The sequence below is a fragment of the Microcoleus vaginatus HSN003 genome (assembly GCF_022701255.1).
GTDB classification, from domain to species: Bacteria; Cyanobacteriota; Cyanobacteriia; order Cyanobacteriales; family Microcoleaceae; genus Microcoleus; species Microcoleus vaginatus_B.
In genome coordinates this window covers 4,192,040-4,208,652 of sequence record NZ_CP031705.1, presented here as the reverse complement: position 1 = coordinate 4,208,652, position 16,613 = coordinate 4,192,040, and the positions used below count along the sequence as shown (strand labels likewise).

Annotated in this window: 6 protein-coding genes and 1 pseudogene; 5 read left to right on the top strand and 2 right to left on the bottom strand. The window is 44.5% G+C overall.

The annotated features are described in order from the left end of the window. Positions 1 to 91 precede the first annotated feature (91 nt). From D0A37_RS18285 to D0A37_RS18260, 5 genes and pseudogenes are all read left to right on the top strand, one after another. Positions 92 to 4,957, top strand: coding sequence for a CHAT domain-containing protein (locus D0A37_RS18285; RefSeq protein WP_242716458.1), 4,866 nt, complete (start codon positions 92 to 94; stop codon positions 4,955 to 4,957). A gap of 545 nt (positions 4,958 to 5,502) precedes the next feature. Beyond that, positions 5,503 to 6,516, top strand: a complete 1,014-nt coding sequence (locus tag D0A37_RS18280; RefSeq protein ID WP_242716456.1) for an IS701 family transposase — start codon at positions 5,503 to 5,505, stop codon at positions 6,514 to 6,516. Between the two features lie 615 nt (positions 6,517 to 7,131). Beyond that, entirely contained in the window at positions 7,132 to 12,471 is a 5,340-nt protein-coding gene (locus D0A37_RS18275) for a trifunctional serine/threonine-protein kinase/ATP-binding protein/sensor histidine kinase (protein WP_278187087.1), read from the top strand. 43 nt (positions 12,472 to 12,514) lie between these two features. After that, entirely contained in the window at positions 12,515 to 14,047 is a 1,533-nt protein-coding gene (locus tag D0A37_RS18265; protein ID WP_242716454.1) for an ATP-binding protein, read from the top strand. Between the two features lie 146 nt (positions 14,048 to 14,193). Then, positions 14,194 to 14,428: pseudogene (locus D0A37_RS18260) on the top strand (hypothetical protein); the annotation flags it as partial. Between the two features lie 17 nt (positions 14,429 to 14,445). On the opposite strand, the gene D0A37_RS18255 reads toward D0A37_RS18260, so the two are convergent. Both D0A37_RS18255 and D0A37_RS18250 read right to left on the bottom strand, forming a co-directional pair. Then, on the bottom strand, positions 14,446 to 15,138 hold the full coding sequence (locus tag D0A37_RS18255) for a DUF8692 domain-containing protein (protein ID WP_242716452.1): 693 nt from the start codon (positions 15,136 to 15,138) through the stop codon (positions 14,446 to 14,448). A 28-nt stretch (positions 15,139 to 15,166) separates the two neighbouring features. Continuing rightward, entirely contained in the window at positions 15,167 to 16,555 is a 1,389-nt protein-coding gene (locus D0A37_RS18250) for a GAF domain-containing sensor histidine kinase (protein WP_242716450.1), read from the bottom strand. Positions 16,556 to 16,613 lie beyond the last annotated feature (58 nt).

Sequence of the window (16,613 nt, the reverse complement as noted above, 5' to 3'; positions counted from 1 at the left end):
AATGGAGAATTGGCTTTTCTGAATTACCTTTTCCTTCCGGCTAATGACTAATGACTAAGAACTAATGACTAATGACTAATGGCTTCCTCCAATGACCTATTTTCGTTCTGCTCTAATTTTGACATTAGGTTTTTGGCTGCTACCGCTAGCAGTGCGATCGCAACCTGTCGTTCCTGCAAATGATGGCACTAATACTGTTGTTAAATCCGAGCAAAATCGCACAGACATTAGCGGCGGACAACTGTCGGGAAACGGGGCAAATCTGTTTCACAGCTTCAGCCAATTTAATCTCAGCGAAGGTCAAATAGCTAATTTTCTAACTAATCCAAATATTCAAAATATTTTAGGGCGGATTTCCGGTGGCGATGTTTCCGTCATTAACGGTCTGATTTCGATCAGCGGCGGCAACTCAAATTTATTTTTAATGAATCCGGCGGGAATTATCTTTGGTCAAAATGCTAGATTAAACGTGCCGGGGTCTTTTTTTGCGACAACGGCTACAGGTATTGGTTTCGGCGACCGCTCGTTTAATTCGAGCGGAATTAATGATTACCAAGCTTTAGTAGGAAATCCTAATCAATTTAATTTTAATAACTTACAAAATGGTGCAATTGTCAATGCGGGAAACTTGGCAGTGGGCAGCGGGCAAAGTTTAACTTTGCTCGGTGGCACCGTTATTAATACAGGACAATTATCCGCTCCCAACGGTCAAATTACTGTGGCTGCTGTTCAGGGACAAAATGCAGTCCGCATCAGTCAAAGCGGCAATTTATTGAGTTTAGAAATTACTCCGTCTTTGCAGTCAGAAACATCTGCGATCGCCCCACAAGCTTTGCCTCAGTTGCTGACAGGCCCAGGCGTAGCGTCAGCCACAGGTTTAACGACTAACGAACAAGGTCAATTGGTACTCACTGGCGGCCAAACAGTGGCGACAGTTGCAGGAAGTGCGATCGTCTCTGGTTCGGTAAATGTATTTGGTTCTTCTGGGAATGCTGGCGGCACAGTCAATATTTTAGGGGAAAAAGTCGGACTGTTCGGCGCAAATATTAATGCTTCCGGGACTGATGGCGGAGGTACTGTGCGCGTCGGAGGCGGTTTCCGGGGGATGGAACCAGTGCCGAACGCACTGGTAACTTATGTTAGTCCTGATTCTACGATCGCAGCAAACGCGATCGACCGTGGCAATGGCGGCACAGCGGTAATTTGGTCAGACAATATAACTCGCTTCTTCGGCAATATTAGTGCTCGCGGGGGTACTGCCGCAGGTAACGGCGGAAGAGTAGAAGTTTCGGGCAAAAATGCTTTAACTTTCCAAGGAGAGGTCGATACCCGCGCGACTAACGGTGCGATCGGCAATTTGTTGCTAGATCCGGCAAATATTACGATCGTCAGCGGTAACGGTGACAGCAGCGCGCAATCGGGCGGGGAACTCGAATCGGCACCCGAACCAAATGAAACATCGATCTCAGAAGTACAGTTGGAACAGATGGCGGCCGGCAGCAACGTGGTTCTAGAAACCCCCGGCTACATCACCCTCCAAGACTTGCCCGATAACAAACTTTCCCTGCAAGCGAGAACGGGAGACAGCGTAACATTTAGATCGGACGGAGTGTTTGTTGTCAATGACTCCAAGGACTCAATCGAGACTCAAGGTGGCAACATCAACATTTTCGCCAGCAGCATCTCTCTGGGTGGACTCAATGCCAACGGCGGCAATATCGCTCTCACTGCTAACGGCATTGACTTGAGGGGCGGCAGCAATTCTGTCAGCAGTGCGGGGGGAACAATTCGCTTGCAACCCAACGATAGCCGAGCAATTCGGATCGGTGGCACCGGCGATATTTTGGGCATTTTGGACTTGACGGCAACGGATCTCGGCGCTTTGGCGGGGGGTTTCAGTTCGATCGCGATCGGGCGCGAAAACGGTAGCACCTCGTCGATCGCGATCGTCGCACCCATTACCTTCAACAGCCCGCTGACACTTCAAGGCAGCTCGATCGCGATCGACAATCCCCTGAGCACAACCGGCAGCGCTAGCTTGACTCTCGACGCGCCCCAAACCGATCTCGGCGCCAAAATTGCGACATCGGGTGGCGATCTCACTTTTACAGGCAACCTGTCCCTGAATGCTGACGTGGCTTTGAGCACAGAAGCTAGCGGCAACATTCTGTTCTCCGGTAGCCTAGACGGATCTCGCGCCCTGAGACTAGACGCTCAGCGAGTGCTGTTCGGCGCTACAGTCGGTCAAGCTGCACCGCTGGCGAGTTTGACTGTCAACGCCAACAGTACCGAGGTTTCGGGCAATATTACGACATCTGGCGACATGACTTTCAACGGTGCCGTCATAGTCGATCGCACTACCGCCCTAGCCGCCACTACCGGCAATATCGCTTTTGCCAATACCCTCGACAGCACGCCGGGCCGAGCAAATAATTTGACGCTGCGCGCTGGCGGCAACATTACTTTTGGCGGCCTAGTCGGTCAAACTCAGAGGTTGGGCCGGCTCTCGACTGACGCTGCTAGCGTGACGGCTGCTTCCCCAATTACAGCGCGCAGTTTGAGCATTAACGGGCGAGATTCTGTTACCTTCGGGGGGGACAGCACGGCCGCTTTGGGAGCCGATATCAAGGCAGAAAATGTCCTCTTAGAGGGTAATTTAAGGACGGATGGCGGCAGCGTGAACCTGCAAGGAGGCCGCGAGGTTCGGACTGGTAATATTACCTCGAACGGTGGGAGGATTCGGGTTGAGGGAAATACTGTTGCTGCGGGTGCGATCGACTCGTCATCGGCAACGGGAACAGGAGGCGCGATCGCTCTCCAAAGCAATGCTGGCCCTTTAAGTACCGGAGCTTTGAACGCTTCGGGGGCGATCGGCGGAAATATTGCTGTCACCTCGAAAGCGGGCATTTCGGCTCTGGATCTCAACTCCAGCAGCACTTCAAACGGCAACGGCGGAGGCGTTTCCCTGAGCGCGACTGATAACATTCAGTCGGGCTTTATCAACGCTCAAGGCGGCACGGGTGGCACTGGTGGCAGCGTTGATGTGACCGCCCTCGGTTTGTTTCGATCGAACAATGTTTTCAACGATATATCGGGCAATTCTTCGAGTATTTCTACTACTGGAGGTGCAGGGGCGGGGAGGATCGCAATTCGCCACGGAGGCGGTATCGATCGACCTTTTGTAGTTGGCGGCGCGATCGACAATGGAACCCTGGGAAGCATTAATGCGGGCGGGGGAAACGCCATTTTGCCCACTTTTTCTTTTCGACAAACTTACACCCAAGGAAGTTTACCAAATCAGATTTCCCTCGTTACGCCGGGCCCGCCCTCTGCTCCCGCACCAATTCCCGCACCAATTCCGGCACCAATTCCCGCACCAATTCCGGCACCAATTCCGGCACCAATTCCCGCACCGCCTCTAGTGCCGGTAACTCCTGATCCTGCGCTGTCACTTCCTGCATCTGTGCAAGTAGAATTGCAATCGCCAAGTAGATACAAACATTCCCCAATTAGCCCGGATATTTTCGCTCCTTCTGGCAGGCTAGATTCGGCAGGTGCGGGAGTTTTAGCATTTGAACAAACCTTTACTCGCGAGTACGAAAAATATCTGGACTTGCCCGCAAGAAGACCGATTAGTAATATGTCGGTAATTTACGAAACTCTTCGTAGAAATGAAAAAATTACTGGGATAAAATCGGCCATTATTTATATGAATTGGGTCAGCAGAGCGGATGCGGCCGCCGCCAAAGAAAATGGTTCAGTGCTGGTGGCAAGTCAGGATTTATCTAATCTATTGCCTGAGACCAAAAAACTCACATCCCAGCCTCCTCAACCCTTAGAAGATAAGTTAGCCCAGAGGTTGCCGCCGGATGGCAAAGAAGTTTCCGATGTTCCTAATGGGGAGCATTTAGAATTAGTGTTAGTAACAGCTAACGCTCAACCCCAGCGCGTTTTAATTCCGGCGACAACGCGCTGGCAGGTGTTGCAACTAGCCGACGCCCTGCAAAGCGAAATAACTAATCCCCGAAAAAGAAGCAGCATTAGTTATTTGGATACGGCGCAAAAACTTTATCAGTGGTTAATTGCACCAGTTGCCGCAGAATTGACAGCTTTAAAGATTGATAATTTAATTGTAATTCCGGCAGCCGGTTTGCGGAGCGTGCCGTTTGCCGCCCTTCACGACGGCAAAGGCTTTTTAGTTGAGAAATACAGCATTAGCGTGATGCCGAGTCTGAGTTTAACTGATATCGGCTACGACAATATTGCGGATGATGAAATTTTGGCGATGGGGGCGTCGGTATTTGAAGATAAAGCGCCATTACCGGCGGTACCGGTGGAGTTAGAGTCGATCGCGCCGCCCGATCGCGGAAAATCATTTTTGAATCAAGATTTTACTCTCGGAAATTTGCAAGCTCAGCGGGCAAATCGACCTTTTGGTATCATTCACTTAGCAACTCACAGCGAATTCCAGCCCGGGGAACCGAAAAATTCTTACATTCAGTTGTGGGATACTAAATTGCGTCTCGATCAAATGCGACAGTTGCGGTGGAATGAACCACCGGTGAATCTGTTAGTTTTAAGCGCGTGCAGTACCGCTTTGGGCGACGCAGAGGCAGAGTTAGGGTTTGCGGGTTTGGCGGTAGCTAGCGGTGCTAGATCCGCTTTGGCGAGTTTGTGGGAAGTCAGCGATGAGGGGACTTTGGGGCTGATGACTGAGTTTTATCGCCAGTTGCGGGCCCCCAGACGCGGTGGCAATTTGATGATCAAAGCGGAGGCTTTGCGGCGCGCGCAATTGGAGATGCTGCAGGGGCGTGTGCGGATTCAAGACGGGATGCTGCGAGTCGAAGGGCTTTCTATGAGTCTAACTTTGCCTCCGGAAATTGCGGCGCGGGGCGATCGAGTGCTGTTGCATCCTTATTATTGGGCCGCCTTTACAATGATTGGCAATCCTTGGTAAGGGGGATGTTGAATAAAGAAGGAAAAACAGGCGTTGCTGAATCAAGGTATCAATAGTGTAGGAATTGGAATATCCTGAAATTTTAGGTAATGTATAGCAATCCTAAATCATATCAATTCCGGTTGCACCGGAATTATTGTTGACTGTTGACTGTTGACTGTTGACTGTAAATCGAAAAACTGAATGGTTGAGTGTTAACTTTTGACTCGATTTTATTATTCCGATGCAACCGGAAACGATATCATTTGTCAATGTCTTACTCCCTCCCCTTTTGATAAGGGGAGGCTTGGGGTGGGGAAAAAAAATTACGACTCCTGCAAGGATTGCTATATGGACAGGACTTACGCACGAACGCTATATATAGCGTACCCTCTTCCCAGACTAACTAGAGCGATTCCTGACGCTACCCCTCGCTAGAAAATCGCCTGAACTATTGCTAGATTTTATATTTTTTCTTTTTTTTATAAGATTTTTTTCTGGATGGAGGGGACTTAAGAGAAAAGCTTGGCTGTAAAATAGTAAACGAGCCGAAAACTCGATTGCGTATGAAATTTACTACCCTTGACTATTGTCAATATTTACTCAGTAGTCAAATTAATTATACCGTGACCAATCTGGCTGACCATCTCAAGCGGTGCAGCCACGATACTATTAATTTATTCTTAAAAACTGAAAAAATTACTTCCCGGATGCTTTGGGAGCAAGTTAAGCTGGTTATCCAAACTGATGAAGGAGGTTATCTTCTATTTGACGACACAGTTATTGATAAAAGATTCGCCCCCAAAATAGAGCTGACTCGCAGACAATATAGTGGGAATGAAAAACGGGTGATTCGAGGGATTGGTCTAGTTACTTGCATCTATGTCAATCCAAAAAAAGGGCTTTTTTGGATAGTGGATTACCGCATTTATGACCCTGATGGAGACGGAAAGACCAAACTAGACCATGTAGAAGATATGCTAAAAGGTATAGTTTATCACAAGCAATTACCTTTTTGGGGCGTTTTGATGGATAGTTGGTATGCGACCAAAGATTTAATGCTGTTAATTGATAGCTTGGGTAAGTTTTATTACTGTCCCCTTAAAAAAAATCGATTAGTTGATGATACAGGAGGGGTAGAAAAGTACAAACGCATTGAAAAATTGAGCTGGAGTGATGAAGAAAATGAGTCAGGAAAAATCGTAAAAGTCAAAGGGTTTCCTAATCTAAAAAAAATGAAATTATTCCGGGTAGTTGCCTCGAACGGCGACACGGAATATGTCGCTACCAACGATATTTCTCAGTCTTCTACGGATGACGTTAAAGATGTGTGCGCCAATCGATGGAAAATTGAGGAGTTTCACAGAGAACTGAAACAACTGACTGGAGTGTCCAAGTGCCAGTGCAGAAAAGCCCGGATTCAAAGAAATCATATTGGGTGCGCTATTCTAGTCTGGCTTAGACTCAAAGACCTCGCCAATCAGATGAATTTGACTATCTATCAACTTAAACAAGGACTGTTATCAGACTATTTAAGTCGGGAACTACAAACCCCCACTCTTAAGATGACCTTGGTCTAGTTTTGGCTTTTATATTTCAATTTCCTGGGGTTGATGAGCGTGGGTTTTAAAGTTGTATCCAGTCCGAAAGGCTTAGCCTTCTCTATTAAGCCAAACGCTATATATAGCGTTCATGCGTAAGTCCTGATGGAGTGATTTACACGCGCTTTCATTAAATCGTTTCCGGCTGCATCGGAATGATAAATTAGAGGGGAATTCATGAATGATTTTTACAAGTCGCCACCTATCTCGGCGCAATTTTCAGTTGTTCGATTCACAGTCAACAGTCAACAGTCAACAGTCAACATCATAAGGAATGTGACCGGAATTGATATTACATGGTAATTCCCCATATTTATACTCTAATTATGCAACGCCCAAATCTCCTAAGGAGCTCAACGGCGATCGCACTTCACTCTGTTTGGCCGAATTTTGCAGGACACTGTAGAGCGATCAGACTCCCAACCTAAATATTTATTTGTAGTTTTTTGAAGAAATGTAAAAATTAATATTTTTTAGTTAAAATTTAAATTTTGCTTAAAGTGCAGGCTAGTCTTTATATTAGAGGGTACATTTACTTACCAATTTAAAATTGCTAAAAAAAACGTGTATTAATTATTAAAAGAGGCTGCAAGGATGATTAACTTAGCTGGCTACGAGATTACAAACCAAATTCATGAAAGTAACAATTCTTTAGTTTACCGAGGGCTGAGAAAGCAAGACAACCAACGGGTAATTCTCAAATTTCTCAAGCAAGATTATCCGATGCCAGCTTCGTTAGTCAGATACAAGCAGGAATACGAAATTACACGCAATCTTAACCTAGAAACTGTACCCGAAACCTACAGCTTAGAAAGATATCAAAACAGTTTAGTTATTATTTTCAAGGATTGTGGTGGAAAATCCTTAAAGCTGTGGTTGGCTTCTCACAAACTTACCTTACAAGAGTTTTTGGCAACCGCTATTAAAATAACTAGGGCGTTAGGCGACATTCATCAACATAAAATAATTCATAAAGATATCAACCCTAGCAATATTATTATTAACTCGACAACCGGGCTAGTCCAAATCATAGATTTTGGCATCTCTACTGCTTTAAGTTGTGAGAATCCTACCCTAAAAAATCCTAATGTTTTAGAAGGAACTCTTAGCTATATATCGCCGGAACAAACAGGCCGAATGAACCGAGCGATCGACTACCGCACTGATTTTTACTCCTTAGGAGTCACTTTTTACGAACTGCTAACGGGGCAACTGCCATGCGATTACAACGATGCAATGGAATTAGTCCACTGTCATATTGCTAAACAAGCAGTGCCGCCCCATGAAATCAATGCAGAAATTCCTAAAGCGGTTTCTGATATTGTAGTAAAACTGTTAGAAAAGACTGCTGAAAAAAGATACCAAAGTGCTTGGGGAATTATCGCAGATTTAGAACAATGTCTGGAACAACTACAGGCTAAAGGAACGATTGTAGATTTTGCGATCGCCCAAAAAGATATTACAGATAAGTTTCAAATACCTCAAAAACTCTATGGGAGAGAACGAGAAATTGAAACCTTATTAGCAGCCTTCCAGCGCGTCAGCAATGGCACAACAGAAATTATGTTAGTGTCGGGTTACTCTGGCATTGGCAAATCCGCCTTAGTGCAAGAAGTTTATAAACCTATTACTAAGGCAAGCGGTTATTTTATTGCTGGAAAATTTGATCAATTTCAACGCAATGTTCCTTATGCTGCTGTTGTCAAAGCTTTTCAGTCCTTAGTCAAGCAACTATTAACTGAGAGCGAAACGCAACTCACTACTTGGAAAGAAAAACTTTTAGCAGCGTTTGGTGATAACGGTCAAATCATTATAGATGTCATTCCCGACGTAGAATTCATTGTTGGCACACAGCCACCCGTCCAAGAATTAGGTGCTACGGAAGCGCAAAATCGTTTTAATTTAGTCTTCCAAAAATTTATCCGGGTGTTTTGTTCAGTCGAGCATCCCTTAGTCATTTTTCTAGATGATTTACAATGGGCTGATTCCGCTACTTTGAAACTGCTGCAAGTAATGATGGCAGATGAGGAAACAAAATATTTATTTCTAATTGGTGCTTATCGAGATAACGAAGTTAGCCCCACCCATCCTTTAATCATGACTCTGGAGGGGCTGCAAAATCAAGGCGCGACTATTAACCACATTACCTTAACTCCCTTAGATATCGAACATATTACTAACTTGATAGCTGATACTGTGCGTAGGGATAGAAGCTCAGTCATCCTCCTAGCTGAGTTAGTCGTCGGTAAAACTCAAGGCAATCCTTTTTTTGTCAATCAGTTTCTCAGAACTCTCTATGAAGAAAACCTCTTGATTTTTAATTTGGAGAAAAGAAACTGGGATTGGAATATTTCAGAAATTGAAGCCGTAGGGATTACCGATAACGTCGTTGAGTTGATGGTGGGTAAATTGAGAAAAATGCCAGATTCAACTCAGCAGGTTTTACGGTTAGCCGCTTGTGTGGGCAATAGTTTTGACTTAAATACTCTCTCCATAGTCAACGAAAAATCTACCGCCGAAACTTTTCAAGAGCTAGTGCCCGCCATCCAAGATGGATTAATTTTAGCCACTTCTGAACTAGGCGTAACAGAAGAAGAAATTGTTGAGTCTCATCTGGTCATTACTACTTATAAGTTTTTGCACGATCGCGTGCAACAAGCAGCTTATGCTCTGATTGAGGAAAGTTCTAAAAAAACAGTTCACTTACAAATCGGTCGCTTGCTGTGGCAAAATACCTCGCCAGAGAAACGAGCGGAAGAGATATTTGCGATCGTCGATCATCTCAATCTAGGAATTGAACTGATTAGCGACGAATCTGAACGCACTGAAATTGCAAAACTTAATTTAACCGCAGGTCAAAAAGCCAAAGCAGCTACAGCCCATGATTCGGCCGTTAAATATTTACAAGCAGGTTTAGGACTGTTAGCAGAAGATAGCTGGCATTCTCAGTACGAACTGACATTAGCGCTGCATGAGGAAGCAGCAGAGGCAGCTTTTTTGAGCGGTGACTTTGAAGGAATGCAGAGATTCGTTGAGATAGTACAAAACTGCGCTAAAACGCTACTGGACACAGTAAAAGTGTATGAAGTCCAAATCCAAGCTTACATGGGGCAGAACAGGCTGCTAGAAGCGGTTAATACAGCTCTACAAGTTTTAAAGCGGTTCGGAGTGGAGTTTCCCTCTCAGCCGAACCCATCAGATATTGGGCAAGCATTGACAGAAACTGCGACAATTTTGAATCACTTGCGAATTGAGGATTTAGTTAACCTGCCTCAAATGACCGACCCTTATAAATTAGCAGCTATGAGACTTATCTCAAGTATCTTTGCTGCTACATATATGGCTGCGCCAGAACTTTTGCCCTTGACGGTATGCAAACAAGTAAATTTATCCGTCCAATATGGCAATGCTTCCGTTTCTCCCTTTGCGTATGCCAATTATGGTTTTCTTCTTTGTGGAGTTTTAGGAGATATTGACTTAGGTTATCAGTTGGGTCAATTAGCTTTAAGTCTAGTCTCCAAGTTAAATGCTCAAGAAATCAAAGCCAAGACACTCTTTATAGTAAATATATTTATCCGACATTGGAAAGAGCATCTGAGAGAAACCTTAGAACCTTTCGTGTCAGTTTATTCTAGCGGACTGGAGACAGGAGATTTAGAATATGGTGTCTATGGTCTAGTCCTGTACTCCTGGTTCGCTTACTTTAGCGGTAAAGAACTGACTGTTCTTGAAAGAGAGATAGCAATCAACAGAGATGCTATTCATAAAATTAAGCAAGAAACCTCACTTCAGTATATAGAAACCTATTGGCAGGCTACCTTAAATCTGCTAGGAAAAAGTGAAAATCCCTGCGTTCTAAAGGGTGAAGCCTGCGATGAGCAGATCAGGTTGCCATTGCACGAGCAAGCGAACGATAGATTGGGAATTGCCTACATATATTGGAACAAACTTTTACTTAGTTACTGGTTTGAGAATTACTCAGAGGCGATTGAAAATACTGCCATAGCAGAGAAGTATTTAGACGTAGTGGTAGGATTGCCTCTTGTTCCTCTGTTCCATTTTTACGATTCTTTAGTATGGCTAGCGGTGTATCCCGCTCGGCCTGAATCAGAGCAAAACACCATCCTAGAGCGCGTCAGAGCTAATCAAGAAAAAATGCAGAAATGGGCGCATCATGCTCCAATGAATCATATGCACAAATTCTATTTAGTAGAAGCAGAACGACATCGAGTTTTAGGCGAAAAAATCGAAGCGATCGAGATGTACGATAAGGCGATCGCTCTTGCCAAAGAAAATGAATACATCAACGAAGAAGCAGTCGCTCACGAACTCGCCGCCAAGTTTTACTTGTCATGGGGTAAAGAAACTATTGCCCAAGTTTATATGCAAAACGCTCATTATAGCTACCAACTCTGGGGCGCTATAGCTAAAGTTGAGGATTTAGAAGAAAAATATCCCCAATTCCTAGCTAGAACCTCAGCCAAGACAACAGCTCAAACAAATGTTAACCAAACAACGATTAAGGCTACTACCACTAGCACTAATTTGGGAGATACGCTAGATTTAGCCACAGTAATGAAAGCTTCTCAAGCGATTTCAGGTGAAATCGTTTTGAGTAAGTTGCTGGAAAGGTTGATGAAGATTGCGATCGAAAATGCGGGTGCTGAAAAAGGATTTTTGATTTTAGAAAAAGGGGGAAACTGGGCGATTGAGGCTGAAGGTTCGGTGAAGGGGGATGAAGTTAGCGTGCTGCGATCGCTTCCCCTGAATGCAGAAGCTGCTTCTGGGGAAACGCCCAGACTGGCAAGTGCGATCGCCCACTACGTCATCCGCACCCAGGAAAACGTGCTATTAAATAACGCCACCCAAGAGGGGCAATTTACCCGCGATCCTTATATCGCAGCCACTCAACCGAAATCGATTCTCTGCACTCCTCTGCTGCACCAAGGCAAGCTGACAGGTATTCTTTACCTGGAAAATAACTTGACAGAAGGAGCTTTTACTACAGATAGGCTAGAGCTGCTAAAATTGTTATCAGCCCAAATAGCCATTTCCATTGAAAATGCCCAGCTCTACAATAACTTGCAGGAGTTCAATCAAAACTTAGAGCAATTAGTGAGCGATCGCACCCACGAATTATCCAACACGCTGGATGCTTTAAAAGCGACTCAAACTCAGCTAGTGGAATCTGAAAAAATGGCATCGCTGGGAGGATTAGTTGCAGGCGTCGCCCACGAAATTAATACTCCCATCGGCGTTGGTGTCACCGTTGCATCAGCTTTGGCCGAACATACCACAGAATTTGCTTCTACTTATAAGAATGGCAAAATGAAGCGCTCCGAGCTAGAAGAATTTTTGGATATAGCCACCCAAAGCAGTAAGTCCCTTCTAATTAATCTAAATCAGGCTGCAGCATTGATTCAGAGCTTTAAAGAAGTGGCAGTCGATCGCTCTAGCGAAGAACGACGAACTTTCGGCGTCAGAAATTATCTCGATGAAATTTTAATCCAATTAAAACCAAAATTGAGAAATAGCAAACATTCAATCGAAATTAAGGGAGACGCCAAGATTGCCATAGATTCTTATCCAGGTGCTTTATCTCAAGTTGTCACAAATTTACTGATGAACTCTCTGATTCATGCTTACGAACCGGGCGAATCGGGTCAGATCGTTTTTGATTGGCAGCAAGAGGGATCTCGACTTAGATTTGAATATTCCGATGATGGTCAAGGCATTCCCCCAGAAAATTTAAGTAAAATTTTCGAGCCCTTCTTTACTACTAAACGCGGTCAGGGTGGTAGCGGGTTGGGATTGCATATTGTCTACAATTTAGTTACCCAAAAACTTCTGGGTGAAATAGAATGTAAAAGTGAGGTCAGAGTAGGAACCAAATTTATTATTAAGCTACCCCTCCAAATCGATTCACAACCGTAGTTTCCTAAATCCAAACATCAGTAACACAGAAAGGTGAGCAGCAATGGACAAGAATATTTACGGCTTTTCACATGAAAACTTATCTGAAGAAGTGTTATTTGCCGAAGAAGTTAACTCAGATGAAGAGTTATTTTTTGCCGATGAAGTATCAGAAGATTCTCCAACAGAAAGCTGGAAAATTTTGATTGTAGATGATGAGGCTCAAGTTCACACAGCTACCGATATTGCCTTAAGAAAGTTTGTTTATGAAAATAAATATTTAAAATTTATTAGTGCTTATTCCGCTAAGGAAGCCAAACAGTTAATCCAAGAACATCCTGATGTGGCTGTCATCCTGCTTGATGTAATCATGGAAACGGATGATGCTGGCTTAGAGTTTGTGAAATATGTCCGTGAAGTCTTAGGAAATCAGTTAGTGCGAATTATTTTACGCACGGGTCAACCCGGACAAGTACCAGAAAAAAGCATTATTATCAATTACGATATTAATGACTATAAAACTAAAACTGAATTAACGACATCAAAGCTATACACTACGATGCTAACAGCTTTGAGAAGTTTTTCTCTAAGTCATAAATTGCAGTCTGAAATAGAGCGGCGCGAACAAGTAGAGAAAGCACTCCGTATCAGTGAAGAAAAAGAACACCAAAAATCTCTTGCCTTAGAACATTTTGTCAAAGAACTCCAAGAAACACAACTCCAGTTAGTTCAAAGTGAAAAAATGTCTAGTCTTGGTCAATTAGTTGCAGGTGTCGCCCATGAAATCAACAATCCGGTTAACTTTATTTACGGCAATCTCTCCCACGCCAACGACTATATTAAAGAACTCATTAATATCTTGCATCTTTACCAAAGGTATTACCCGCAACCAGAAGCAGAAATTGTCCATGAAATAGAAGATGCAGAGTTACCATTTATCATAGATGATTTACCAAAGTTGCTTTCTTCCTTGCAGTTAGGCATCGACCGCATTCGTATGATTGTGCAGTCTCTACGCAATTTTTCACGATTGGATGAAACCGAAATCAAATCAGTAGATATCCACGAAGGGATTAATAGCAGTTTGATGATCTTACAGCACCGACTAAAAGCTAAGTCTGATCGGCCTACTATTAATGTGATTAAAACTTATGGTGCATTGCCGCTTGTCACCTGTTATGCAGGTCAGCTTAATCAGGTGTTTATGAACCTTTTAGCGAATGCTATAGATGCTTTGGAAGAACGGGCAAGTAGAGAAGAGGGTACAGTTTTTCACCCGCAGATTTTGATTCGTACTGAAGTCATACCGGGTAGTTTACATGAAAACATTAGCACTGGTTCAGGCATTCGGGTAACGATTGCCGATAATGGCGCTGGCATGACCGAGAAAGTTCGTGCTAAACTTTTCACTCCATTTTTTACTACTAAACCCATCGGAAAAGGTACCGGCATGGGATTGTCCATCAGCAAAAAAATTCTGCTAGAAAAACACTGCGGTCAATTGGAGTGTATTTCTACGCCCGAGGAGGGAACGCAGTTTATTATTGAGATACCTACTATCTGTATAGTAACCAATCTCGCGGTAGCTATGACCTAGAAAATTCATCGGGCTGAATTGATCGTATAGCTGTTGTCAGTTGGAGAAAAACAGGGTAAGTTCTACTTGCTAATTAATGTGAATTCTGTCAGACAGACTTTTTTCGCGTAGCAAGTCCACCCCTTCAAAAGTCGGGCTGCTGAATTTTGGAGCGCGTAAATACAAGATTAACACATCCTGATAGCTCGTTTGACAGGAAAAACTTTTTGTTATTCTAAATCAGGCAACAAGTTGCTCAGACATTCCATTCGATTATTAATTCACTATCTAAAATTTGCTGATCTTCCGATGCCATATCAAAATCAAAGAAATTATTTTGGTCGTAGGCGATCGCCGACCTTGCTTGGTGATACCATAATTCAGCAACAGCTTTTTTTATAGTAACATCATCCAGGCGATCAACGCTTTTCGCTTTGCCGTAAATGCCGCCAGACTTCCTGATGACATACGTGCCAAAAATACAGGGATAAATTCAGAAGAGCTAATAATTTAGTGCCATCTTCTAACATCGCGTGTACTCCTAGACTTTGAGACTCAAAAATATCCTCAAACCGTGAGAGAGCAAACAAGAGGAATGCTGCGACTAATGGCAGGTAAGGAGTGGTTTTGATGTATCGCCAAAACTTAACTCCGTAAAGGAAAACAGCCGTACCATAACAGAAATAAATAATTTTGGTAGATATGCCCAACCGAGAAAGAATCAAAGTCATCCGAAACCTGTCATCCAGGAAAAAGACTCCCAGTAGTAATGCACTAAAAAATAAGAATATCCCCGATCGACTCCGCCGCTCTTTTTGGCGCAGCACTCCGAAAGTAAATGCACAAATTGCGACTGGGGTACACCAGAGGATTTCGGAAACTCCGGTTAGAATGCCTTCGTAAGGGAACCAGAAATTAAAAGGATCGCTAAACAGGCGTTCAACTGCGTCTCCCTGCTTGTTGAGTTTGGCGTATAGGCTCAGGGCGACCAAAATCAGGACAGTCAGAGTGTTGAAAGCAGCTAAAAACGGGATACTAAAAAACTTTTTTTTGAAAAATTCTAAATAATTGGAAAACTGGGGAATTTTATCGAATACAGGCAGATGCTTCATAAAAAATGTCTCCTAGCAGTAGAGTTAGTTACTTATTCACGGGTAGCCAAACCACAAACGTAGTGCCGCGATCCGTTGGATATAATAAATTAGTCTCTACAGAGGGCAGCCATTCAGGATTGAGTGGGGAAAATACTTCTATTTCTCCTTGCATTTGGCGGACTAAATCGCGGGCGATCGCCAAACCCAATCCTGTGCCAGGAATTTCGGTCTGTGCTTTTTCTCCCCGGTAGTGCCGCTCAAATAAATGCTCTAAATCCTGGAGGGGAATGCCGGAACCAGTGTCGCTGACTGCAACTGCTATGGCAGGCAATTGGCTGTATCCTGCCCGATCGCCCTCCGCTGCTTTGTACCTGACTTTAATATAAATTTGGCGGCCGGCAGGGGTATATTTCAAAGCATTGTCAATTAAATTGCTCAAAACCTCGCGCAAAGCTCGATCGTTCGCCCAGACTGGCGGCAAATCCGCCTCCAGGTCAGCTAGCAATTTCAGATTCCTTTCAGAGGCGATCGCCTCGGCGGAAATTAACAGCGGTTTTAAGACTTCTGCAACAAAACAGGATTCCTGCAAATTGGCCGCAGGTGACAGCGACAGAGGAGAATGCCGCATTGATTCGACATTGGACATTGCTTTTTCTGAAGTGCCCGATGGCAGTTTTAGATGTGCTTCGCCGGTGTCAACGGTTCGATCGAACTGGCCGAGCAACTCTTGTAGCCGATCGCTCTCTCGGACAATACTAAAAGCCACATTGCGGTTTTTGTCTTCCGGTACCAGCCGCCGCGCTAACAGCTTGCCAAAAGTTCGCAACGCTGTCAGCGGACTTTTGAACTGGTGGAGCAAATTGTGCATCGTGTCGTAAACCTGAGCCTGGATTTGCCGAGTTGCGCCCAATTCCTGGTGCATCCACTGCGATCGCTGGTCTAAAACGCACGCCAGGGCTAAGCTGCGAGCAATTTGTTTTATCTGAGCCTCCTCTCGCTCGTTCCAAGGCCTGTCTTGCCGACCACTGACTAGAAGTCCCATTACAGCTCCCTCGTGTATCAGAGGCGTCACAATTTGCCTCCGCTGCTGCCACACATTCTCCGGGCCTTGGCACTGATGGGAACTGCGCTCCTCACCCGGAAGCCGCTCGGGTGCGATCGCCCCTACCCTTGATTCTTCCACAGGCAGAACCGGCGGCGCCAGCAGTCGTGGCACGGGTTTCACTGTCGAGCTTTCGGGAGATTGCAACCTCAACCCCTGATTTTCTTCAGATTCGGCTGAGGTTTCTGGGTAAACCGCGATCGGCACCAACTTTGCTTCGCTGCCTTCTACCAACTCTTGTGTCAGGTATACCGCGCTGAATTTCGCTCCCAAACTAACGGCGATGGCCACCTGCGAGTGACAAAGCTTGACAAATTCTGAACTGGCTGGCATTAACATGAGCGCCACATTAAGATATCTAACGGAATTCTAAGTAAATTACAAATGATCG

Bases quoted from the DNA above. Each gene is read 5' to 3' on its own strand.
- D0A37_RS18255 (WP_242716452.1), bottom strand. From the start codon at position 15,138: ATGAAGCATCTGCCTGTATTCGATAAAATTCCCCAGTTTTCCAATTAT.
- D0A37_RS18250 (WP_242716450.1), bottom strand. From the start codon at position 16,555: ATGCCAGCCAGTTCAGAATTTGTCAAGCTTTGTCACTCGCAGGTGGCC.
- D0A37_RS18275 (WP_278187087.1), top strand. From the start codon at position 7,132: ATGATTAACTTAGCTGGCTACGAGATTACAAACCAAATTCATGAAAGT.
- D0A37_RS18280 (WP_242716456.1), top strand. From the start codon at position 5,503: ATGAAATTTACTACCCTTGACTATTGTCAATATTTACTCAGTAGTCAA.
- D0A37_RS18265 (WP_242716454.1), top strand. From the start codon at position 12,515: ATGGACAAGAATATTTACGGCTTTTCACATGAAAACTTATCTGAAGAA.
- D0A37_RS18285 (WP_242716458.1), top strand. From the start codon at position 92: ATGACCTATTTTCGTTCTGCTCTAATTTTGACATTAGGTTTTTGGCTG.